The 24,017-nt window shown below is 50.9% G+C and carries 18 protein-coding genes and 1 tRNA gene; 3 read left to right on the top strand and 16 right to left on the bottom strand.

Annotation, left to right across the window (positions count from 1 at the left end; all coding sequences use genetic code 11):
• Window positions 1-106: 106 nt before the first annotated feature.
• From ACI48K_RS16530 to ACI48K_RS16470, 13 genes are all read right to left on the bottom strand, one after another.
• Window positions 107-229: a hypothetical protein gene (locus ACI48K_RS16530; RefSeq protein WP_475028719.1), complete on the bottom strand. Its 123-nt coding sequence runs from the start codon at window positions 227-229 to the stop codon at window positions 107-109.
• 37 nt (window positions 230-266) lie between these two features.
• Window positions 267-1,271, bottom strand: coding sequence for a LacI family DNA-binding transcriptional regulator (locus ACI48K_RS16525; protein WP_475028718.1), 1,005 nt, complete (start codon window positions 1,269-1,271; stop codon window positions 267-269).
• Between the two features lie 725 nt (window positions 1,272-1,996).
• Window positions 1,997-3,283, bottom strand: a complete 1,287-nt coding sequence (gene eno / locus ACI48K_RS16520; protein ID WP_475028717.1) for a phosphopyruvate hydratase — start codon at window positions 3,281-3,283, stop codon at window positions 1,997-1,999.
• A gap of 88 nt (window positions 3,284-3,371) precedes the next feature.
• Window positions 3,372-4,916: a 2,3-bisphosphoglycerate-independent phosphoglycerate mutase gene (gene gpmI / locus ACI48K_RS16515; RefSeq protein WP_475028716.1), complete on the bottom strand. Its 1,545-nt coding sequence runs from the start codon at window positions 4,914-4,916 to the stop codon at window positions 3,372-3,374.
• A gap of 1 nt (window position 4,917) precedes the next feature.
• Window positions 4,918-5,670: a triose-phosphate isomerase gene (tpiA, locus tag ACI48K_RS16510; RefSeq protein ID WP_475028715.1), complete on the bottom strand. Its 753-nt coding sequence runs from the start codon at window positions 5,668-5,670 to the stop codon at window positions 4,918-4,920.
• A gap of 119 nt (window positions 5,671-5,789) precedes the next feature.
• On the bottom strand, window positions 5,790-6,971 hold the full coding sequence (locus tag ACI48K_RS16505) for a phosphoglycerate kinase (RefSeq protein ID WP_475028714.1): 1,182 nt from the start codon (window positions 6,969-6,971) through the stop codon (window positions 5,790-5,792).
• A gap of 209 nt (window positions 6,972-7,180) precedes the next feature.
• Complete coding sequence (gene gap / locus ACI48K_RS16500) at window positions 7,181-8,191, bottom strand: type I glyceraldehyde-3-phosphate dehydrogenase (RefSeq protein WP_475028713.1); 1,011 nt, start codon at window positions 8,189-8,191, stop codon at window positions 7,181-7,183.
• Window positions 8,192-8,298: 107 nt separating this feature from the next.
• Window positions 8,299-9,330, bottom strand: coding sequence for a sugar-binding transcriptional regulator (locus ACI48K_RS16495; RefSeq protein WP_475028712.1), 1,032 nt, complete (start codon window positions 9,328-9,330; stop codon window positions 8,299-8,301).
• A 749-nt stretch (window positions 9,331-10,079) separates the two neighbouring features.
• Window positions 10,080-11,429, bottom strand: a complete 1,350-nt coding sequence (locus ACI48K_RS16490; RefSeq protein ID WP_475028711.1) for a glycoside hydrolase family 30 protein — start codon at window positions 11,427-11,429, stop codon at window positions 10,080-10,082.
• A gap of 31 nt (window positions 11,430-11,460) precedes the next feature.
• A complete protein-coding gene (locus ACI48K_RS16485; protein ID WP_475028710.1) occupies window positions 11,461-13,110 on the bottom strand; it encodes a type 2 periplasmic-binding domain-containing protein in 1,650 nt (549 codons plus the stop codon).
• Between the two features lie 71 nt (window positions 13,111-13,181).
• On the bottom strand, window positions 13,182-14,069 hold the full coding sequence (locus ACI48K_RS16480; protein ID WP_475028709.1) for a carbohydrate ABC transporter permease: 888 nt from the start codon (window positions 14,067-14,069) through the stop codon (window positions 13,182-13,184).
• Between the two features lie 14 nt (window positions 14,070-14,083).
• On the bottom strand, window positions 14,084-15,073 hold the full coding sequence (locus ACI48K_RS16475; protein WP_475028708.1) for an ABC transporter permease: 990 nt from the start codon (window positions 15,071-15,073) through the stop codon (window positions 14,084-14,086).
• Window positions 15,074-15,210: 137 nt separating this feature from the next.
• Window positions 15,211-16,230: a LacI family DNA-binding transcriptional regulator gene (locus tag ACI48K_RS16470; protein WP_475028707.1), complete on the bottom strand. Its 1,020-nt coding sequence runs from the start codon at window positions 16,228-16,230 to the stop codon at window positions 15,211-15,213.
• Between the two features lie 1,255 nt (window positions 16,231-17,485).
• Here ACI48K_RS16470 and ACI48K_RS16465 point away from each other — a divergent pair.
• Window positions 17,486-17,560: transfer RNA gene (locus ACI48K_RS16465), tRNA-Arg, on the top strand.
• A gap of 203 nt (window positions 17,561-17,763) precedes the next feature.
• Complete coding sequence (gene clpP, locus ACI48K_RS16460) at window positions 17,764-18,366, top strand: ATP-dependent Clp endopeptidase proteolytic subunit ClpP (protein ID WP_475028706.1); 603 nt, start codon at window positions 17,764-17,766, stop codon at window positions 18,364-18,366.
• Between the two features lie 284 nt (window positions 18,367-18,650).
• On the opposite strand, the gene ACI48K_RS16455 is transcribed toward clpP, so the two are convergent.
• Entirely contained in the window at window positions 18,651-19,067 is a 417-nt protein-coding gene (locus ACI48K_RS16455) for a MarR family winged helix-turn-helix transcriptional regulator (protein WP_475028705.1), read from the bottom strand.
• Between the two features lie 174 nt (window positions 19,068-19,241).
• Between ACI48K_RS16455 and ade the strand changes: the two genes are divergently transcribed.
• Window positions 19,242-21,035: an adenine deaminase gene (ade, locus tag ACI48K_RS16450; protein WP_475028704.1), complete on the top strand. Its 1,794-nt coding sequence runs from the start codon at window positions 19,242-19,244 to the stop codon at window positions 21,033-21,035.
• 166 nt (window positions 21,036-21,201) lie between these two features.
• Here ade and ACI48K_RS16445 read toward each other — a convergent pair whose 3' ends face one another.
• Both ACI48K_RS16445 and ACI48K_RS16440 read right to left on the bottom strand, forming a co-directional pair.
• Window positions 21,202-22,305: a PdaC/SigV domain-containing protein gene (locus tag ACI48K_RS16445; RefSeq protein WP_475028703.1), complete on the bottom strand. Its 1,104-nt coding sequence runs from the start codon at window positions 22,303-22,305 to the stop codon at window positions 21,202-21,204.
• A 178-nt stretch (window positions 22,306-22,483) separates the two neighbouring features.
• Complete coding sequence (locus ACI48K_RS16440; protein ID WP_475028812.1) at window positions 22,484-23,521, bottom strand: ABC transporter substrate-binding protein; 1,038 nt, start codon at window positions 23,519-23,521, stop codon at window positions 22,484-22,486.
• Between the last annotated feature and the right edge of the window lie 496 nt (window positions 23,522-24,017).

Genomic DNA, 24,017 nt, shown 5'->3' with positions numbered 1-24,017 from the left:
TCGACTTCAACGCGAATTCGTTTGCTGGCGGCCTGGAGGACAGGCTGTGCTGTCAGCATGATGAGAGCCAGACTGTTTGTTGACGGCTTGAACGCTATATTGTTTGCTACACGAGGCTGACATCGTCCTCCAGCCTTAACGTGGCTCTGTGCCCGTCAGCGTGGCTTTGTACCCTCGGCGTGGCTCTCGTCAGCATGGCTCTTTGTACCATCAGCGTGGCTTTGTGCAATCAGCTTCGCTCCTTGCCGTCAGCGTGGCTGCGCCTTTCAGCGCAGCCTTTTGACCGTCCTCCGTTCGATAATCCGGTGCGGAACCAACTCGCCGGCGACCGCCCCGTCTTGGTGCAGCATGGCGATCAGCTTCAGCAAAGCGAGCCTGCCCATGTCCTCCAGCGGCTGTGCGACCGTGGTCAGCGGAGGATTGCTCATCTCGGCCAGCTTCAGGTTGTCGTAGCCGATGACGGACAGTTGCTCCGGCACACTGACTCCTCGCGCGGCGGCGGCCGAAATGACGGCAATCGCCATTTCGTCTCCGGCGGCAAAAACCGCCGTGACCTCCGGCGCTTCATCCAGCAGTCGCTCCGTTGCCCGGCATCCGCCTTCAAAATTGAAGCGGCCGTCCAGCACGAGCTCCTCCCTAATCGGGAGGCCGTGATCGGCCAGGGCCCGCTTGTAGCCTTCGATTCTCGGCTTGCCCGCAATCGGATCGTTTTCCGATCCCCCGATCATCGCAATATGGCGATGCCCCCGGTCGATCAAGTATTTTACCGCGTCATAGGACGCCTGCAGGTCATCCACCTTCACGAACGGAATCCGCTCAAAATCGGAACGGGTTGCCACCAGCACGACGGGCGTCTCCATCGCTTGCAGCGCTTCGTAATATTCCGGCTCCAGCACGCCGCTGGAAAAAATAATCCCGTCCACCTGCTTCTCCCGCAGCATCTGCAAATACTTCATTGTCCGTTTGCCATCCTCAGCCGTATTGCAGACCACTACGCTGTAGTTCCGTTCATGCGCCACTTCCTCCAGCCCGTGCAGAATCGCAGAGGAAAAAGAACTGGACACGCTGGGAAAAAGCACGCCGATCGTCTGCGTCCGTTTGTTGATAAGTCCGCGCGCAATTGCATTCGGCTGGTATCCAAGTTCTTCAACAGCGGTCATCACCTTCCGCTTCGTATCCTCGGAATAGCCGGGCAAATTGTTCAGGACGCGCGAAACGGTAGCCACCGATACCTTGGCCGCCTTGGCAACGTCTTTGATGGTTGAGCTCATGGGCGATTCTTCCTTCTCTTTCGGTTCGACGTTCAAGATTAACACTTTCAACTCATGGCTTGCGTAAACGTTTACGTACACTATATATGAATCTGCATCCCTCTGTCAATGTGCGCTAACGATAAGCCTCGGAAGAGGATGGGCCAATTGCAAAACTGAAGCAAGAAGTGCTCAAGGCCATGAACAAACTTCCTTCCTGACACACAGACCAAGGGTTCCTCGCCATTTAGGGAGGTTACAGTCTAATGTTTCTTTTGTCATCAGGTTCTGCAGATGACCCAGCTTCAATCCGACAAAAATAGGGATATATTTTACCGCGATTTGAGTCAATTTCGAGCCTGATCTCAAATTAGGGACCTTTTTTACCGCTATTCCAGTTTTCTTCTTCGATAATCGACCGTTTCGGAGCCTTCTCCCGGATATAACGCCATTTCGTACCTCTATTTTGCCAGATCCCCCTTCATTTTCGGAAATAGCGGTACTTTTTGCCCCTATTTAGTTGCCGTTGACCGCCCGGTTTTCGACGAACACTTCCGGTTTGAAGAAGCCCTGAAAGGAGCGTTCCCCCAGGCCCCACCATATCTCCGGTCCTTCCGCCACTTAAGCCCTTCGCGACCCGCCGTCCAATTATCCACATTCACAGCCACATAAAAAAGACCCGCACCGATTTCTCGGACGGGTCTTTTTGCAGCTGCAGCTTATTGTTTCGGTATAGCTGTGAAATCTTAGTGTTTCAGGTTGTAGAAGGATTTCAAGCCGTTGTATTGAGCCAGTTCACCCAATTGGTCTTCGATACGAAGCAATTGGTTGTATTTCGCGATACGGTCCGTACGGGAAGGAGCACCGGTTTTGATTTGGCCGGCATTCGTAGCAACCGCGATATCGGCGATCGTGCTGTCTTCGGATTCACCGGAACGGTGGGAGACAACAGCTGTGTAACCAGCGCGTTTTGCCATTTCGATAGCGTCAAAAGTTTCAGTCAACGTACCGATTTGGTTTACTTTGATCAAGATGGAGTTACCGATACCTTCGTTGATCCCTCTTTCCAGACGTTCGGTGTTGGTTACGAACAGATCGTCGCCAACGAGTTGGATCTTGTTACCCAGTTTGTCAGTGAGCAATTTCCAACCTTCCCAGTCGTCTTCGGAGCAGCCGTCTTCGATCGTGATGATCGGATATTTGTCTACCCAAGAAGCGAGCAGGTCAACGAATTCAGCGGAAGTGAAGGATTTGCCTTCGCCTTCCAGATGGTATTTGCCGTCTTTGTAGAACTCAGTGGAAGCTACGTCCATACCGAGGAATACGTCAACGCCTGGTTTGTAACCGGCTTTCGTAATAGCTTCCATGATCGAGGACAATGCGTCTTCGTTGGAAGTGAAGTTAGGAGCAAAACCGCCTTCGTCGCCAACAGCTGTGTTCAAGCCTTTAGCTTTCAGTACGGATTTCAGGTTGTGGAAAATTTCAGCGCCCGTGCGGAGCGCTTCTTTGAAGCTAGGAGCGCCTACTGGCAGGATCATGAATTCTTGTACGTCAACGTTGTTGTCGGCATGTGCGCCGCCGTTAACGATGTTCATCATCGGAACTGGAAGTTGTTTCGCGTTGAATCCGCCGAGGTAAACGTACAGCGGCAGGTCCAAAGCGTCAGCCGCTGCGCGGGCTACAGCCATCGAAACAGCAAGAATTGCGTTAGCGCCGAGTTTGCCTTTGTTAGGAGTACCGTCCAAAGCGATCATCATTTTGTCGATGCCGAGTTGGTCCAGTGCGTCCATGCCGATCACTTCAGGAGCGATGATTTCGTTGACGTTCTCAACGGCTTTCAGAACCCCTTTGCCCAAGTAACGGGACTTGTCGTCATCACGAAGCTCAACGGCTTCGTGAATACCTGTGGATGCGCCGGAAGGAACGATAGCGCGGCCGATTGCGCCGGATTCCAGATAAACTTCAACTTCAACTGTTGGATTACCGCGGGAGTCGAGGACTTCGCGAGCGTATACGTCAGAAATAATAGTCATTTGGTAAATTCTCCTTTTCGAGCTCTATTTTAATGTTTTGAAGCCTATGTTTGGTGTTGCTTGTTACTGTGCCTTACGCCTAACTTCCTTACTTGCGGCTGGCGATCATCGAAGTACCGGTCATTTCCGACGGTTTTGGCAGTCCCATCAGATCGAGGAGCGTTGGAGCCACGTCGGCAAGAACACCGCTGTCGCGCAGCACTACATTCTCGTCGGTTACGATGAACGGAACCGGGTTCGTCGTATGGGAAGTAATCGGACGACCTTCTTCGTCGAAGACCATATCCGCATTTCCGTGGTCGGCCAGGATCACGACAACCCCGCCTTTGGCCGTTACGGCGTTAACCACTTTGCCTACGACTTCGTCGGTAACTTCAACCGCTTTGATCGTTGGCTCCAGCAGACCGGAGTGGCCAACCATATCAGGGTTCGCGAAGTTCAGGATAATCGCGTCAAATTCATCCGATTCGATTTCCTTCACACAAGCCTCGGCTACTTCATAAGCGCTCATTTCAGGCTGTAGATCATAAGTAGCAACCTTCGGCGAGTTGATCAGCACGCGTTTTTCGCCCGGAAGCTGAACGTCGCGGCCGCCGCTGAAGAAGAACGTTACGTGCGGATATTTTTCGGTTTCCGCAATACGGAGTTGTTTCTTGTTATTTTGAACCAGCACTTCGCCAAATGTGTTGTCCAGGTTTTTCGGTTTGTAAGCGACATAACCGTCCACCGATTCGGCAAACAACGTCAAGCAAACGAAGTACAAGTCAGTCGGGAATTTAGGTCCGCGGTCGAAGCCTTGGAAGTCCTTGTTCGTGAACACGTTGGACAGCTGAATCGCGCGGTCCGGACGGAAGTTCAGGAACACGACGGAATCGCCGGATTCCACAAGTCCAACCGGTTGATCATGTCCGTCTACGATGACGGTCGGCATGACGAATTCGTCAAATACCGATTTTTCGTAGGATTCGGATACGGCTTGGATCGGATCGGTATATTTGGGTCCCTCTCCATACACCATCGCACGGTAGGATTTCTCTACGCGTTCCCAGCGTTTGTCGCGGTCCATCGCATAGTAGCGGCCTTGAACCGTAGCGATTTTGCCTACGCCAACTTCTTCGATCTTGTCGATCAGCTGCTCTAGGAATCCTCTTGCGCTATCGGGAGCCACGTCGCGTCCATCCAGGAATGCGTGGATGTAAACGTCATTCATGCCTTCTTTTTTCGCAAGATCCAGCATCGCGAACAGGTGGTTGATGTGGCTGTGTACGCCGCCATCGGACAACAAGCCGTACAGATGCAGCTTTTTGCCTTTCGATTTTGCGCTGCGAACCGCGCCTACGAGCGTTTCGTTATCGAAAAAGTCGCCTTCGCGAATCGATTTGGTAATGCGGGTAAGGTCTTGGTATACGACCCGGCCGGCGCCGATGTTCAAGTGCCCAACTTCAGAGTTGCCCATTTGTCCGTCCGGCAGACCTACGGCTTCACCGGAAGCAAGCAGCGTCGTGTTCGGATACTCTTTCAGATAACGGTCATAGTTGGGTTTGTTCGCTTGCGCGACCGCATTCCCTTCCACTGTGTTCCGGAGTCCGAAACCGTCCATGATGATCAAAGCAACTGGTCTTGGAGTACTCATCTTACTTTGCCCCCTCAACCAATTGGATGTAAGAAGCCGGTTGAAGGCTTGCGCCTCCGACGAGCGCGCCGTCGATGTCGCTTTGTCCCATGTATTCTTGAACGTTTTCCGGTTTCACGCTGCCGCCGTATTGGATGCGGACTTTGCCGGCTACGTCTGCGCCGTACAATCCTGTTACCAGGCTGCGGATGTAGCTGATGACTTCATTCGCATCTTGCGAAGTGGAGGACTTGCCGGTGCCGATCGCCCAAATTGGTTCGTAAGCGATAACGACCTGAGCGGCTTGCTCTGCGGACAAACCTTTCAGAGCGGCTTCAGTTTGCACTTTGACGACGTCTTTCGTTTGACCGGCTTCACGTTCTTCCAATTTCTCGCCTACGCAAGGGATTGGAGTCAGACCATGTTTGAACGCGGCATGAACTTTCTTGTTTACGATTTCGTCGGTTTCGCCAAAATAAGCGCGGCGTTCGGAATGACCGATGATGACATAGTCGACGCCAAGTTCTTTCAGCATCCCCCCGCTGATTTCGCCGGTGAATGCTCCTTCGTCTTCAAAGTGCAGGTTTTGCGCGCCGATTTTGATCGATGTGCCTTTGGCAGCTTCGACCAAAGCCGGAAGGTTGGTGAACGGAGCGCAAATCACGCTCTCAACGCCTGCAACCTCTGCTTTGCCTTTAACCGCTTCGAAGAAAGCTTTTGCTTCGGGAACGGTTTTGAACATCTTCCAGTTCCCTGCAATGATCGGTGTTCTCATGGAGCACACTCCTTTATTTCTTAGAGGTAGTTCAAAAAGTCATCTTTTGATCACGATGTAAATCATGCTGTCAACTCGGTGCTGAAAACCCGACTTTTTAAACTTTCAATTTAATAATTTTACTTGTCATTCAATGCTACAACGCCTGGAAGAGCCTTGCCTTCCATGAATTCCAGCGAAGCGCCGCCGCCCGTGGAGATATGATTCATTTCGGAAGCCAGGTTGAACTTCTCAGCAGCCGCAGCGGAGTCGCCGCCGCCGATGATTGTGTAACCGGAGGTAGTTGCGCAAGCTTGAGCGACTTCTTTAGTACCGTCCGCGAATTTGTCCATTTCAAATACGCCCATCGGTCCGTTCCAAACAACCAGTTTGGAATTTTTGATGATGTCGGCATAAAGAGCGCGGGACTTCGGTCCGATATCAAGGCCTTGCCAGCCTTCCGGAATGCTGTCGATGTCAACCGCTTTAACGTTTGCATCTTCGCTAAAAGCGTCGGCAACGATGATGTCTACAGGAAGCACGAAGTTTTTGCCGAGTTTTTTCGCTTTTTCGATAAAGCCCAGGGAAGCTTCGAGTTTCGTGTCGTCGAGCAGCGAATTGCCGATTTCATACCCTTGCGCTTTGAAGAAGGTATAGGCCAGTCCGCCGCCGATCAGAACGTTGTCGGCGATGTTCAACAGGTTGTCGATAACGTCGATTTTGTCTTTTACTTTGGATCCGCCGATGATTGCGGTGAAAGGACGGTCCGGGTTCGACAAAGCCTTGCCGAGAACGGACAGTTCTTTTTCCATCAAAAGGCCGGATACGGCAGGCAAATAATGAGCGATGCCTTCCGTCGAAGCATGCGCACGGTGAGCTGCGCCAAAAGCGTCGTTCACGAACAGATCGGCCAGTTCGGCAAATTGTTTTGCGAGTTCCGGATCGTTCTTTTCTTCGCCAGGGTAAAAACGTACGTTTTCAAGCACGAGCACGTCGCCGTTGTTCAGAGCGGCTACTTTTGCTTTTGCTGCTTCGCCCACAGCTTCATCGGCTTTAGCTACCGGTTTGCCCAGCAGTTCGCCCAGACGTTCTGCGGCTTGCGTTAAACGCATGGATTCGTTGACTTCGCCTTTTGGACGTCCCAAGTGGCTCGCCAAAATCACTTTCGCGCCATGTTCGATCAAATATTTGATCGTTGGCAGCGTTTCGCGAATCCGGGTGTCATCGGTAATTTTGCCGTCTTGCATCGGTACATTGAAGTCAACGCGGACAAATACGCGTTTGCCGGTTACTTCCACATCACGTACACTTTTTTTGTTCATCTCCAACGTTCCTCCTAAAGGTATGCGCATGCGCATTCCCTGACTCTTTCGGGATTACGGCGCGGATACGGCTGTGATTCTTGATTTCTCTCCTAAGCGTTTATATCTATATCTCTATATGGGTGTGTGTGAATGTCGTAATACAAGAACCAAAGAGGAGTTCCTCGAAGGTCGCTCCTCTTTGGGTTTATATCTGATTGGCCAAGCGATTACTTGGATTTTTTCGCGAAGTATTCCAAAGAGCGCACAAGTTGTGCAGTGTAGGACATTTCGTTGTCGTACCAAGCAACGGTTTTAACGAGTTGTTTGTCGCCAACGGTCATCACTTTGGTTTGAGTTGCGTCGAACAGGGAACCGAAAGTAATGCCTACGACATCGGAAGATACGATTTCGTCTTCGGTGTAACCGAAAGTTTGCGGATCGGAAGCGGCTTTCATAGCGGCGTTAACTTCGTCAACCGTAACGGTTTTTTCAAGAACAGTTACGAGCTCAGTCAGGGAACCGGTTGGTACTGGAACGCGTTGAGCTGCGCCGTCGAGTTTGCCTTTCAGTTCAGGGATAACCAGGCCGATTGCTTTTGCTGCGCCAGTAGTGTTAGGAACGATGTTTGCTGCTGCTGCGCGAGCACGACGGAAGTCGCCTTTAGCATGAGGAGCATCCAAAGTGTTTTGGTCGCCGGTGTAAGCATGGATTGTAGTCATCAAGCCTTCAACGATGCCGAATTTGTCTTGCAGAGTTTTAGCCATAGGAGCCAGGCAGTTCGTTGTGCAAGATGCGCCGGAGATTACGGTTTCGGAACCGTCAAGGATTTCATGGTTAACATTGTAAACAACAGTTTTCATGTCGCCAGTAGCTGGAGCGGAGATAACAACTTTCTTAGCGCCGCCTTTAAGGTGAAGCTCGGCTTTTTCTTTCGTTGTGAAGAAGCCTGTGCATTCCAGAACGATGTCAACGCCAAGTTCGCCCCAAGGCAATTCTTCAGGATTGCGGTTAGCCAGAACTTTAACTTCTTTGCCGTTAACTTTGAAGAAGCCGTCATGAACTTCAACTTCGCCGTCGAAGCGGCCTTGAGTCGTATCATATTTCAACAAATGAGCCAACATTTTAGCATCTGTCAGGTCATTGATTGCTACTACTTCGATGCCTTCCACGTTTTGAATACGACGGAAAGCCAGGCGTCCAATACGTCCAAAACCGTTAATACCTACTTTTACACTCATTGATAGATCCTCCCAGTGTTTGTTTTTTTATTATTCAAGACAAGCCAAGTAAGCCCGTCATGAGTAAACGGTACTGAATCTTAAAAATGTTCTGCTGCTGCGATCGCCTAATCCAAATTGCCGACGATTTCTTCGGCTGCGGCTTCATCGGTAACGAGGATGTCCTCATGCCCGAACCTAAGCACCGCATGAATGGCTTTGGCTTTGCTCTTGCCGCCCGCGATCCCGATCACGATGTCGGTTCTCTTGATGTCTTCGAGACGCAGACCCAAGGTGAGCATTTTGTGGACGACGACGCCATCGGCATTAAAATAATAACCAAATGACTCCGCGAGTGCGCCATCTCTCTGCAATTCCGCAACCATAGTCGGTTCCAGCTTGCGTCGGCGCGCCATTTCCATTGCGTCCCCGATCCCGTGAATCACGATTCGGGCCTGGCGGATCATATCCACGATGTCGTGGATATTCGGATCATGGACAAGCGACTCATAAGCTTCTTTACCCAGCAAATCGGGTACATGCAACAGGCGGTAGCCCGCTCCGACCTTCTTCGCCATTCCGGAAGCAATGGTATTCGCCTGAATTTCCAGGCTTTCACCCAAGCCGCCCCGTGCCGGCACGAACCAGCTCTGCTTCATCGATACATTTGACGTCGGATTAAGTTGATCCGCAACCTCGGCCAGCGTCGTTCCTCCGGTGACCGCAACCACGTCGTCGGGGTTCATGGCTCCGAGGAGCGCTCTCGCTCCCGCACGTCCAAGCTCCCGCTTGGCAACCGGGGAGGTTTCGCAATCTCCGGGCACCACTACGACCTTGCTCAGCCCGTAAGCTTGACGGATCTTTTCTTCCAAATTGGCCAAGCCGAAGATCTCTTTCACCACCGGCTCCATGGTCTCCAGCAGTTTTTTGCCCGCATCACTGATTCTCATGCCTATATTCTCGATTTCAATCAGGCCTTGAGCCTTCAGGAGATCCGTTTCGGCACGCAACACACGTTCCGTCATGTCCAGTGAAGTTGCCAGAGTTCTGCGGCCAATCACGTCAGATAACATGATCTGATGAAGTATGGTGTACCTTTTTTTGAGAATTTCCATGAGATCAGGAAGAAGCTGCTTTTGAATCTCTAAAATCCTGCGCATACTTTCCACTCCTGCAAGCTTCGTCTTCTCTCTCCTTCTCCTTGGCCTTAAAATGTCCCGGGTTAACTTTTTAAGTCCCACTGATATTTTAACCAATTTTTGTGGCTGTTGCAAGCCTGACGTCCGTATAATTCTCATTCTTCCGGGCTCTTATACCCTCGCATCAAAGAAAGCCGCGCCACACCGCTAAATTTCACATTTCATGTGAGAGATTGAGAAAAAATTCACGTTTGACACGATGATTACAGGCACGATTGAACGTGCGATAGCATGACAATTGCAGGTGCGTTTGCACGTGGGATTGTATGTGCGTTTGCATGTACGATTACTCGCTTTGAATCGGCAATGAAACCTCGGCTGCCTCCAGCTAGATTTTCAGAGACGCGGCAGACTTTAAAATACCTGCATAAAATTGCCTGCAAAAATGCAGTCTTTTTCGCACTTCGCTCTCATTGATCCAAAGAAACTGCAATAATACAGTTATTCTTCTGCTTTCCCCCAATCGGAGCCGAAAAAAAGAAAAATAACTGTATATTCGCAGGTATTCTGAAGTTTTGAGCTCCCAGGATAAGAAAAGCCTGCATCATTGCAGGCATTTCAGTACTCCGTCAAGGTTAGTCCTCCTCCATGTTGACCTATTAACCGATTTCAATTAAGAAAACATTAAAAAAGACGCCTTTCGGCGTCTTTAATCAAAGCAAAGCCAATATCGAAAAATGAACCGGATCGGATATTATACTAACAAAGTCCTATTCTTTGATTAAAACGGAGACGGCGTGTTTCGATCCGAGCCGGAAGCTGAGGACCTCCTCCGTATCCTTGAGCCGCAGCGACACGTTCCCCGCCGACTCGCTGTCGTTGAACAGCACGACCGCAATGGAGCCGTCCGTATTCTTGAAGGCGACCGAACGGACGCCTTCGGGATTCGAAGAGGACGCGATACGCACCGCTTTCGGACGGACGAGCTTGCTGAAATGTGCCAGCGCGTAGTAGTCCAGGGTGTACGTAAGTTCGCCCGTTTCCTGATTGACCGTCACGATCCCGCGACAGGTGCTTTTGCCAAAACCCGGCACCGTCGGTCCGTTTTTCTCATCGAGCGCCATGTTCCAGAGCACCAACGATTTGCTATGGTTCCGCATAATTTCGATGCCCTGGCGCATGACATTGGAGAAGGCCGGTTCAAAAGCGGGAATCCATTCTCCGCCCGACCCTTCGCTGAAATGAACTTCCTTCGCCGGGAAAGCCGTTTTTACCGCGCCTTGCGCGGAAGGTTCGCCGCCGTACCAGTGCCAGGCCACTCCGTCCACGGCGTCGCCCGCTTGCTCGAACACCGTATGCGGATAGTCCGGCCGGTCCCAGTTATGGTCGTAACACAGGATTTTCGCCGGAATTTCCGCCCGTACAAAGCTGGGCTTTAAGTGGTTTTTGATGAAATCCGCAGCCGCTTCCGGCAGCATCTGCATACCCGGATAGTGGCCGGGTACATAGAGCGGTTCGTTTTGCGGCGTAACGGCGTAAATCGGCAGGCCTTTTTTCGCGAAGGCTTGAACGTAACGGACAAAATACTCCGCATAAACCGGGTAGTATTCCTTTTTCAGCTCCCCGCCGATCATCGATCCGCTCGTCTTCATCCAGCCCGGCGCACTCCACGGCGAAGCCATGAGCTTGATGTCGGGATTGATTCCGAGCGCCTCCTGCAGCAGCGGGACGATATCCTGCTCGTCATGAGCGATCGAAAACCGGGCCAATTCCGGGTCGGCATCCCCTTCCGGAACATCGTCATAGCTGTAGATTGTTCTGGCATAATCCGAAGCGCCCATCGGGTTTCGCAGCACGGACAATCCGATGCCGTTTTCCGAATCGAACAATTTTTTCATCAGATCGGCTCTTTGCCCGGAATCCAAGACCTGATGGATCAGGTATGCGCTTGAATCGGTAAACGACGCGCCGAACCCGTCGATTTCCTGGTAAGCTTGGCTGTCGTCAATGACGATCTCGGCAGCCGCCATCCCGGCCTCGGCCGGCGCGAGCTGCTGAGGCGTCTTGCTGACGAACAGTTCTTGCTCCCCGCTGGATTCATAGATGAAAAGCTTAAGCATGTGTCTCCCTCCACTCCGTCTTGGTCGGTGCTTATTGAATGCCCAATTTCTCTTTGTTTTGTTTCATTTTATCGGTACGGATCTTCACGATCGCATCCCAATTGTTGTCTTTCAGGAACGATTTGTAGGCTTCCAAAGTGCTGTTGAATTCGTCGTCGCTCTTCGCGCGGATCAAGCTGACCATCGACGTGTTCCATTGCGTGTTGATGGCGGTCAGGGAACGCGCTTCCGGAGTGCCTGCGTCAGGGTTGATATTTTCAAGGATAAAGTGCGGTTTCAGCTTACCTTTGCCCCATTCCTGCATTTGTTTGATGCTGTCCGGGAACGCGTCGCTGCTCTTGGCTTTATCGCGGTCATGCCCGAAGAAGATGAACTCGCCCATGCGGTAATCTTTTTTGAATTTATCCGGATTGTTCGTTTTCAAGTCTTTGGCTTCAGGCAGGAATTCAACGGTGCCGTCGCTGTTGACTTTATACGTTTGTCCTTCAATACCGTAGTTGATCAGCATTTGACCTTCTTCACTCAGCAAATAGGTGAATGCTTGGATCGCTTTGGCCGGATCTTTGCATTTCTTCGTAATGTAGCTGATCATCCAGCCCGTGATCCCGGATTGGTTCAAGGTCGGCTGGTTCCCGACCGTGCTTTGCGGCCCGTCGATGGCAATATACTCTTTGCCTGGGTTTCCGCTCATGAAGATTTGCAGGTTGCCGCCTTGCTGCGGCGTTCCGTCAAGAAGCATCGTAGCGTACTTGCCGGATTTCACTTTTTCTTCAAATGCCGGACCGTCGTCGGCGAAGCTGTCGTCGCTGATGTCTCCGCTTCTGTAAACGGCGTTCAGTGTTTTCAGCCAAGTCAAATAATCATCGTCCAGGTTGCGGTTGTAGAACCCGCCGTTTTCGTCTTCCAGCGGTACGCCGAGGAAATCCTGCAGCACATCGCCCAAAGAACCGGTGCCCGTTCCGATCGAGTTGAAGCCAAACGGAATCAGCTCAGGGAACTTGGTTTTGATTTGCTCCATAACGCTTTTGAATTCGTCAGGAGTGCCGATTTTCGGACTGCCGAGCGCTTCGTACACGTCTTTACGGATGATGAACGCCGTTTTCGCCGGAATGTTGCCGCTGTCATAATCGGCCTGAGTATTCGAGTAGTCCGGATAGCCGTAAGTCTTGCCGTCCTTCAATTGGAACCAGTTCATGGTGTCCTTGGCGGCTACTTTATTGAAATAGGGATCGTATTTCTCGGCAAGATCATTAAGCGGCAGCGCCCAGTTAGGGGCTTTTTGCACGATTGGGGAGTTCGCGTCGAAAATCGTGATTAGGTCAGGCATATCCCCGCCGGCGAAAAACGTATTCAACTTCGTGTCGTCGCCTTTAATGAACTTGATGTTGATGTTCAGATCCTCTTTGATTTTCTTCGTTACGACGTCATTGCCAAAATCGGCGTTCCACCAGTCGGCGTTCACGTACCAGGTCAGATCGGTGGTTTCTTCCTTCTTATCCAGCTTCCAAGCCGCCGTCTCCGGATCCGGCGTGTAACGGTCCGAAATCGAAGGCAAGTCGCCGGCTTTCCCGCTGGCGGAGTTCCCCCCTGAGCCACCGCAGCCCGTTACGGTAATGGCCAGGATCGCCGCCATGAGAGCAGCACAAAATGTGAGTCCTTTCTTTGCGAATCTTTTGTTCATTTTGTTAACCTCCCCTTTTAAAATGAAATCGATTTCATAATTGCGCTTGACGCTTCATTTCAAAGTGTTCTTTACTCTTTCACCGCCCCCAGCATCATGCCCGAGATAAAGTACCTTTGAAGTATTGGATACATCACAACAATCGGCAGGGTTGTAATGACAATTGTTGCGAGTTGAACCCCTCGTGTGGTCGTTTCGATGACGACCGAGCCCCCGATGTTCTGCATCGCCTGCGTTTGCGACTGAACGATGATTTCGTACAGCTTCATTTGCAGCGGATACAGGGCCTGGTTGGTCACATACAGCTTGGTGGTCATAAAATCGTTCCATTGGCCGACGCCGTTGAACAGCGCGATGGTCGCCATGGCCGGCATGGATAGCGGAATGAAGATTCTCAGGAAAACTTTCCAGTCGCCGGCGCCGTCGATTTTGGCCGACTCCTCCAGAGAATCCGGTACGTTTCTGAAGAAATTCATGAGAATAACGACATCATAGTAGCTCAATAGAGCCGGAATAATATAAACCCAGAAGCTGTTCAAAAGTCCCAGCGATTTAATGAGCAAATAAGTCGGAATCATCCCGCCCGAGAAAAACATGGTGATAACGCCCATCGTCACATACAGCTTGCGGCCCCGAACATGCTGCTTACTGAGGCCGTACCCGATCATCGCGCAGAAAAAGACGTGCGTTAATACACCAAGAACGGTTTTGGTTACGGAAATAATGAAAGACTGCCAAATGCTTGAATCCCGGAACACGGCCTGGTAATTTTCCAGCGAAAACTCTCCCGGCCAAAATATAGAGCCGCCCGCCGCGAGCGATTTGCCCGAGCTGAAGGACGAAATAATGACGTTCCAAAGCGGAATCACGATAATGATGGTGCAAATCAATAGCAAGATAACATTCACCGTATCAAAAATGCGGCTGTCGAGATCTCCCTTAACGACCTTCCGGTTCACTTAAATGCCCCCTTCTATAGCACCGATTGGTTATCGTTTAATTTGCTGGTTGCTTTGTTGGCCGCAACGAGCAGAATGACGGATACGATAGAAACGCCCAAACCAACGGCCGTTGCGTAAGAGAAGTCCCCTTGAGTCATCCCCATACGATACACATAGGAGTTGATGACCTCCGCTCTTTCGCGGTTTTGCGAATTCATCAAGACCAGCGCCTGATCCAGGTTGGAGCCGAGTAAACCGCTTACAGTTAGGATCAAATTTAAACTTATAATCATCTTCATGTTAGGAAGCGTAATATTCCAGATTTGTCTGATCCGGCTTGCGCCGTCGATTTTCGCCGCTTCGTAATACGTCGGATCGATTTTGGACATGATCGCCAGATACAAAATCGTGCCCCAGCCGGCTTCTTTCCAAATATCGGCAAAAGTCGCGATCCACCAATATTTCCCCGGATCCAGTAAAATGTTCTGCGCCTTCGAAATCAGTCCCAAATCCAGCAGCAGCTGATTGAACAGTCCGGTCGTAGAGAACCAGGTAATCAGCATCCCGCCGAGAACGATCCAGGACAAAAAGTGAGGCAAATAAGAAACGGTTTGAACGATCTTTTTGAAGCGCCCCATATTCAATTCGTAGATCATGATCGCCAGAATAATCGGAATCACGAACCCGATAAGCAATTTCAAAAAGCTGATCCCCAGGGTGTTTATCACGGAGTCCCAAAAATATTTGTCGGACATGATGATTTTGAAGTTATCCAGACCTACCCAAGGAGCAGAGCTGAGCGTATCGATAACGGTGTAATTTTTGAATGCGATCGTTAACCCGTAAATCGGTATGTAGCTAAAAATAATCATAAAAACGATTCCAGGCAAAATCATGGATTGAAGCTCCCATTGTCTGCCGAAGTCGATGACAAACTCTTTGATTCTTTGGCCCATAGGCTTCTTAGTGCTTGAAATACTTGGGGTTAACGCATTTTCGGATGGCGCGGATAATTTCGCCATGTTTTCGCTCCTCTCTATGCACTTTCTAAAAACTTTCCGAAAAAACGACCATTTTCGTAAAAACGTTTTTATTTTTTTGCAAAAAAATCCCCCTTTTATGTATCTGTATATGCTAAGGACCGGGAATGACCTGTCGTTCAGACAGAATCATTCCTATCCATCCTTACTTGACTCGAGCCCCTTACGACCAGCTCTCCAGCCAATTTTTGAACTTTGCCTTTTTCTTTCTTTTGGATCATGTTCACCAAATGGTCGATAACCAGAATTCCTTGCCTCGCGATCTGGTTTCGCACCGTTGTCAGAGGCGGTGAAAAATATTTGGCGATATCGATATCGTCAAAGCCCATTACGCTGATGTCGGTTGGAACCTCGAAACCTTCCGATTTTAGAGCCCGGATACAACCGATCGCGCTAAGGTCGTTCCCCGCCAGGAAAGCGGTCGGCACTTTTTCGGGAGACATTTTCAAAAAGGATTTCACCGCGTTGTAAGTGCCCTCTTCCTCAAAATAACCCTGCAGCACCAGCGATTCGTCGAACGGAATTTGATACTCCTCAAGTGCGGCCCGGTATCCCGCCTTCCGTTCCTCGCTGTCGAACATCGTGCTTACGCCGGAAATATAGGCGATTTTTTTATGGCCCAGGCTGATCAAGTATTTGGCCGCTTCGTACCCCGCTACACGAGAATCAAAAATGACACTCCCCATCGATTCGCCCTGGAAAACACGGTCGAGAAACACCGCCTTGATTTTATCTTTCTCCATGGCGCCGATATCGTTTTCGTCGATCTTCAGCTCTTCGTATATAATGACACCGTCCACGCGGCGCCCCAAAATATTGCTCATAATGACTTGCTTATCCTTGGTCACGAAAACGTTCAGTCCGTACCCCATCCGGTCGCATTCCCTTGCCATCGATTCAACCAGAATATAGAAATAAGGCCCCGACACGCTTGTGGTAAAAAAGCCCAGCATTTTCGTCTTGCCCGATTTCAGAAGCTTGCCGTTCAAATTCGGTGTGTAATTCAAACGCCTAGCAACCTGAAGCACATGCGCTTTCGTCTCCGGATTCAATACGTCAACATCGTTGAGCGCATTGGAAACCGTGGAAATCGAAACTCCGGCTTCTCTGGCAACGTCTTTGATGGTTACCTTGGTCATAACAGTTCGTCCTTTGCGATAAAAACGTTTTTATGTTTATTAAATTACCATAGAAGCGTTTTCATGGCAATGCTTTTTTTCGTGCGCTCACGCTCCGCTTGTACATTACAAACGCATCGTTTTACGCATCCTTCAGCTCATTCCCATGTTTATTACCATACTCAAACGCTTCATACTGTCAACCGCGCTGCGAATTTCTGTAGATTAAAGTTACTTTAGAATCATAATACAAATCACTATACTGATACAATGCAGATTGCTGCACAGTTTACACCGGACTCACTTCGCGGTCACATCAAATTTCACACCACGATTCTCGTCGATGCTCATGCCGCCGTTTGGACCAAGGCTCACGCCGCGGCTAACGCTGTGGCTTACGTAAAAGTTTCATTTGGTTCGGCTGCCGTTTACTGCGAAAGACTCAAGCTTACAAGGCCAACAGAAGCGTGGCCTTGCGGTTAACTCAGGCTTCAGTTTACTGCGAGTCTCGCAGCAGTTTACGCCGATGCATACACTTTGTTCACCTGTGCTTCTTAGCTTTTGAGTACAGCGTCTACGGGTACGGCATCGCGCTGCATCGCATGGTGTTCTTTGCGATGCTCTTTGCAGCGTTGAGCCGCATGATGTCTTTTGCGATTCTCTGCATTGTTCCTCAAAGAGTAACTTGCCCTTCTAACGAACCCAGTAGACGCTATTCGCTCGTTTTCTTAACTATTTTCGCGCTAACGGACTCAGGTGACGTTAATTGGGGGTCTGAGTCGGCGCTGTGGGGGTTTTCCGGCAAATAAGCGCATTTGAGTCCGTTAGAATTTTTTTCGGTGCGATTCCGCCAAAATAACGTATCCTCAGTCCGTTAGCCTTTTTAATTAGCTCAAGACTAGGCATAGTCTCGCAGAGTCTCATACAGGGGAAGCATCCCCCTTGCCAATGCATTTAGTTGCAGCGTTTTGCTCACCATAGTTCACAGCGTCAGGAGCCGAAACCCACCATATGTTTGGTTCATCATAGTTAGTTCATCATAGTTAGTTCATCATAGTTAGTTCATCATCGTTGGGTCATCGTCGTTAGTTCAGTTCATTACAGTTAGTTCATCACAGTTGAACACCATAGTTGGATCGTCATTTTGCCTCCCAAACTATCACATGGACATTCCTCAAAGATTCGCCGTACGCAATGCCGAAGCAAAGTAAATAACTTCCACTTGCATTATTTCCCCTCATGACATATAATCATTTTTGTTACGCTAATTTACTTTGCGCCCGTGGTCCAATGGATATGACGTAGGCCTCCGGAGCCTGAGATCGAGGTTCGATTCCTCGCGGGCGCGCCATATAATTTCATTTGCAGCATCGAACAAACGCCTGGAATCAAGTGATCCGGCTTTTTTTATATCCTGAGTTTGACTTTCTTTGACTTTCTCGCGCAAATTGTTTATGATGGGGTTATTCCCGCCTGTTTCCGTCAATTATGAAATTGACCGAACCGATTGAGCAGGTCCAAAATATACTTATGGAATCTAAGGAGGTTTTATCAGTGAGTTATATTCCTATGGTTGTAGAACAAAGTAACCGCGGCGAGCGGGCTTACGACATTTACTCGAGACTTCTCAAAGACCGGATCATTTTCCTGGGTTCCCAAGTCAATGACGTTGTCGCCAACTCCATCATCGCTCAGATGCTGTTCCTGGATGCCGAAGACCCTACGAAAGACATTTCACTATACATCAACAGCCCCGGCGGATCGATCACGGCCGGCATGGCGATTTACGATACGATGCAGTTCATCAAATCCGATGTTTCCACCATCTGCGTGGGCCTGGCCGCTTCCATGGGCGCGTTCCTGCTGAATGCCGGAGCACCGGGTAAGCGTTACGCGCTGCCAAATAGCGAGATTATGATTCACCAGCCATTGGGCGGAGCCGAAGGTCAAGCCACGGATATCGAAATCCGCGCGCGCCGCATCCTGAAAATGCGCGACAAGCTGAATCAAATTTTATCGGAACGCACCGGCAAATCGTTTGAACAAATCGAAAAAGATACCGATCGCGATAATTTCATGAGCGCCGCCGAGGCAAAAGAATACGGCCTGATCGACAAAGTCATCGAGAAAATCGGTCCGACAGGGGCAATTTCATAAATCCGATAGAGGGTTTTTGGAGACGGAACAAACAACTGTCTCTAAACTATGCCAAGAACAAAGCGGCCTCCGTCCTGAATTCAATGGACTTGAGGCCGCTTTATCTGTCTTCCCGAAAGCTCCGGCCCAGGAAGCTGCTTCACAGCCGGAACATGCGTCCCTTTCGCCCATCCGTTGTTGACGGAACCTCCGATTATGCCCACACGAATATTCGAGTTACTCAACACCTATCAACTCCTTAACGGATTTGATTAGCCAGCTAACTATTAGGATGAAAAAAAAGCTCAGGAAAGGTTTTTCTCCATTCGCTGCAGCAATTTTTCCATAACGGAAACCTCTTCGGACGAAAGCCCCTCAAGCAGTTTTTCCGTCTGCCGTCTCCAGATTTCCCCGACGGGCTCAAGCAGACTCCGTCCCTCCGGAGTCACATACACTTTAGATACCCGGCCATCCGCTTCATCGCGCTTGCGGGATACGATGCCTCTGCTCTCCAGTTTGTTGATCATATTCGTGACCGTCGGCGGTTCACAACCAAGTCTTTCAGACAGCTGAGACTGGGTTACCCCATCCTCTTTCCAAAGCTGGCACAGCAGTTGATCCTGCCCGACGTATAGATCTACGGACCGCAGCATTTCGGCGTTGTTTCGGCGGATCTGGGCAGCTACCCGAAGCAGTTGTTCACGAATTTCGTGATTCGACATAGGCAAATTCCACCTCCATTTAATTAGCTGGCTAATTAGTGTATAGCACACGGATTCAGGCTTGTAAAGGTACCGTTGAAACAACAGCCGGATTATCTTCGCAAAAACTCCCCAAAGTATGTCTTGTTTTGTTATCATAGTACTAATATTCGGATGTAAAGGAGCGAGTTTGAGATGAACCATACGGGGAGAAAAAAACTATACGAAGTCAGCCGGGCCCTGGCCGAGGTTGCAACCGGGGCAAAAAAGGCTGACCTGGTCGTCAAAAACGGTACGTTGGTCAACGTGTACACCGGCGAACTGCTGCCGCATATGGACGTCGCCGTGACCCAGGGGCGGATTGCTTTTGTCGGGGATGTCGGTAGGGCCATCGGCGACGAAACGACCGTCATCGACGCTTCCGGCAGATACATTGCCCCAGGGCTGCTCGACGGTCACATGCATGTGGAAAGCACCATGCTGTCGGTAACCGAGTTTGCCAAAGCAGCGCTCGCCAAAGGCACGACCGGCGTATTTATGGATCCGCATGAAATCGCCAATGTATTCGGAAACGAAGGCGTGCGCTGGATGCACGAGGAGGGGCGCGGGCTGCCGCTTAAGGTGTACACCACCTACCCGTCCTGCGTTCCGGCCACCGACGATCTGGAAGACGCCGGTGCGGCGCTGAATGTGGACGACATTGAAAGCGGCATGACCTGGGAGGGCGTAGAAGGTCTCGGAGAAGTCATGAACTTCCCCGGCGTCGTTTACGGCGATCCCAAAATGCACGGTGAAATCGCCGCCACGATAAAAGCCGGTAAAACCGTCACCGGCCATTTTCCCAGCGATGACGAGCCGATGCTTCAGGCATATATCGCTTCGGGAGTGACCTCCGACCATGAAACGGTAACCAGAGAGCAGGGACTTCTCAAGCTCCGCTTGGGAATGTACCTTATGATCCGCGAAGGCTCCGCCTGGCAGGATGTTAAGGAAGTCATCAAGGTCGTGACTGAAGATCATGTGGGCACGGATAATATCCTGCTCGTGACGGACGACGCTTATCCGCAAACCCTGGTTGAAAAAGGCCACATGAATCATGTGGTGCGCCGGGCCATCGAAGAAGGCGTATCGCCGGTTACCGCCATTCAGATGGGGACGATTAATACGGCGCGTTATTTCAAGCTGGAAGGGGATCTTGGCGGCATTGCCCCGGGAAAATGCGCGGACATTCTGCTGATCGACGATCTGCAGCGCATGGAGCCTTCGACCGTCATTGCGGATGGACGTGTGGTCTATGAAAACGGGGAGATCATCGGCCGGTTTCCGGCATACCGGTATCCCGAGCGGGCCCGCCAATCGATGAATCTGGCGCGGGCGCTTGTGCCCGGCGACTTTCTGCTGCCGAGCCGAAGCACGGGAACAGAGACGCTGGTCAACGTGATCGACGTGATCGAAAACAGCGCCCGCACCGCCAAATCGACGGCGAAGCTGGCGGTTAACGGCGGCAGCATCCAGCCTGATCCGGATCGGGACATCGTCCGCCTCGCCTGCATCGACCGCCACCGGGGGTCCGGCGAGATATCGCTGGCGTTCGCCCGCGGCTTCGGACTTCGGCGCGGGGCTGTGGCCTCCACCGTGGCGCATGACAGCCACAACCTGCTCGTGATGGGCGCGAGCCCCGAAGACATGGCTTTTGCCGCCAACGAGCTGGCGAAGCTGGGCGGTGGCATGATCGCCGTGGAAAACGGTCAGGTCCTGGCCGCGGTGCCGATGGCGATCGCCGGACTGATGTCCGATCAGCCGCTGGATACGGTCGTCGCTCAGGTCAAAAGCCTGGAAGCCGCCTGGCAAAGCCTGGGCTGCATGCTGAACGCGCCGTTCATGACGTTTTCGCTGATCGCTCTGCCGGTCATTCCGGAGCTTCGGATCACCAATCGCGGGCTGGCCGACGTCACCGGATTCAAGCTGGTTCCGGTCGAAATCGGGTAAGCCCGGCCGCCTACGTTCGCCGATTCCGGGTTCTACCGGCTTCTGCCGGGCTCGCCCGGATCAAAAAGCCGCCCCAAGGGAGCGTCCATGACAGGAACTACCCTCCTCGGGGCGGCGATAATGCTAAGCTCAAGCCGGCCATTGCCGTTAAGCGGTTATATTCGGTTTATCGCCCAAAATCGAACGGGTTCGCGCCGGGCGGCAGCAGCTTCGCAAACGGGAAATAATATTCCGGGAAGCCAAACGCGTACGGCAGATAGTCATACAGCTGGAAGAAAATATAGACGCCCTCGTCCTTCACGTAATAGGACGGATTCGAACCAATCGTCTTGAAGTTTCCAAAGTAGCCTTCCGTCTGTTCAAGCTGCTTGGCGATCTCCGGGTCGACGACTAAGCGGTAGTTCGGGTTGGCGCGCAGCAGTTCATCCAGCGTCAGCAGCTTGCCGTCGCTGAGGCGGTAGGTCAGCCCTTCGCGTACGCTGATGCCGTGGGCTCCTCCGGTATAGGCGTAGGTTTGCTCAAGAAGGCTCAGGATGCCGTCGCGATTATAGGTCACCGTGTAATTGCCGATGAACTCGTACTTGTTTCCGCTTGGGGAAGGCTGATTGGACTTCGCCTCTTTTTCGGAGTTCGCGACAAACGCGTCGGCCTTGGCTTTCAGCTCGGTGTTGATTTTCCGCTCAGCCGCTTTATTTTTAAGCCCGCTTACCTGTGGGTATTCCACCTTAATGGTAGCTTCGGGGATTGATTTGGAAATCGTCTGGGTCGTGATCTTGATATCATTCAGTTTATGCGGTACCAGGTTCACCGTATTTGTCCCCTGCTGCATCGTATAGCCCAGATGATCGGTCAGGACTTTGATCGATACATACGGTTTCCCGTCAACCTCCTTCCACTCGTAAGGAAGCACCTGCGTACTGCCGTCGACGATGGCTTTGGCGCCAATGTTGGTAGGTTGCAGCTGAACGGTGACATTGCCCCGCTTGATGGTGTAGACTCCTTGCCCGCGGTCATATTTGACTGGCAGCTTCAATCCTTTGCGGATCAAGTCCAGCGGCACCAACACGCCTTCCTCGCCTTTGATTCCCTGCTGCCTGAGCGGCTTGCCCTTTAAGCTGACGCTAACCTTATCCGTCGCCGCCGGCGCTGTGCGCTCCACCGCAGCATCTGCGGCTGCGCCGGCCGATGCCGGGCCGATCGCCGCTATGTTCAGGAATAACAGAGCTGTCGCTGCCAATAGGCTTACCCATTTCCATGTTTTTCGTTTCATCTTGGTTGTCACCCCTTTTATAATTACCCCAACCCAATTATTACCCTGTATACTAAAAATCATGCTATTTCCGGGCAGAAAAAACAGCGATGCGGTACCCCGGCTTATACCAAGGTAAACTCGCATCGCTGTTTGCGTAATGAATCTTATAGATCATCCGGGACATTTCGCTTGAAATTTACTCCCGTCCGCTCTTGAGCTCCGTCCAGAAACGGTCGTACAATTGCAGCTTGTCGCCCACGTCGCCGAGCCATTCCGTCCGGGACAATTCGTCTTGGGACAAGTTGATCATCTTGTCGTTTTTGTACTCATCGCTGTGGAATTCCATAGCTTTCGTGTTCGGGTCGCTGTACCCGATCGATTCGTAGTTTTTGGCGCTGACTTTCGGATCCAGCATGTAGTTGATGAACTTCTCGGCCAGTTCCTGATGTTTCGAGCCCTTAGGAATCGCGTAGTTGTCCGCCCAGATCGTGCCGCCTTCCTTCGGAACCACATAAGCTACGTCCGGATTGTCTTTGGCGATGTACGAGGCGTCCCCGGACCATACGGTGCCGATCCAGCCTTCTTCCTGAATCATCTTTTGCTTGATGTTGTCCGTATCGAAAGCAAGCACGTTCGGCAGCAAATTCTTCAAATCGTCTACAGCTGCGGTAATTTCGCCTTCATCGGTCGAACTGTTGGAATAGCCGGCTTTTTTCAACGCCATGCCGATCACTTCGCGATTATCGTCCAGCAGGATCACTTTGCCCTTATAGGCGGGATTCCAGAGATCGTCCCAACTGTCGATATCGTCTTTGATATATTTCTTGTTGTACGCAATTCCGGTTACGCCGGAAGTATAAACGATGGAATATTTATTGCCCGGGTCAAAAGACGGATTCTTGAACGTATCCGCCACATTGGCGAAGTTCGGAATATTCGCCATATTCAGCGGAGCCAGCAGGTCCTGCTTGATCATCGTGGCAACCATATAATCGGAAGGCTGAATTACGTCGTAACCGCCGCCGCCCGCTTTGATTTTGGCCAAGAGATCCTCATTGTTGGCGAACACGTCATAGTTGATTTTCACATCGTACTGCTGCTCGAAATCCGCCAAAACGTCCTCGTCGAAGTTATCCGCCCAGCTGTAGATGTTCAGCGTCTCTTTAGACGATCCACAGCCCGACAATAAAGTGCCTGCCATCAATACCGCCAGCAACAGGCCGGCCCATTTCATGTGTTTCAATGCTCTTGGTCCCCTCTCTCTTCTCGAAGCTTGGCGAGTGTATGTGTGGTTGGGTTACGCCGCACTTCCGGTTATTATAGTTTATGTGAAGTACTATGAAGTACTTGTTAATGACTTGATGTTGCCTACCGGACCATTGTGTGCCGATAAGAGCAACCCAGCGCGCCATCACAAAACATTAAGGGCACTCCTTACCGCTATTCTCCCCAGTTTCATAAAATCGAGCTGAATAAGGGTATTTTTTACCGCTATTTCGACTACAGGAGCTCCAACTCGCACTAAAATGCCCGATCTTCTGAAAATAACACCATTTTATGGCCTTATTCTCCTCATATGACGTCAAATCTCGAAAATAGCGCCATTTTATACCCTTATTATAGTCGGCAAGTATGTTTGCAGTTAGGTTTTGCTCTTCTGTCAAAAAAGTGGACACTGCTCAATTTAAGCAACCCTTTCATAGTACAGTTGTTCAAAGCGTACCGGTGAC

The organism is Paenibacillus terrisolis, assembly GCF_056171975.1.
This window is presented reverse-complemented; position numbering and strand designations above follow the sequence as displayed.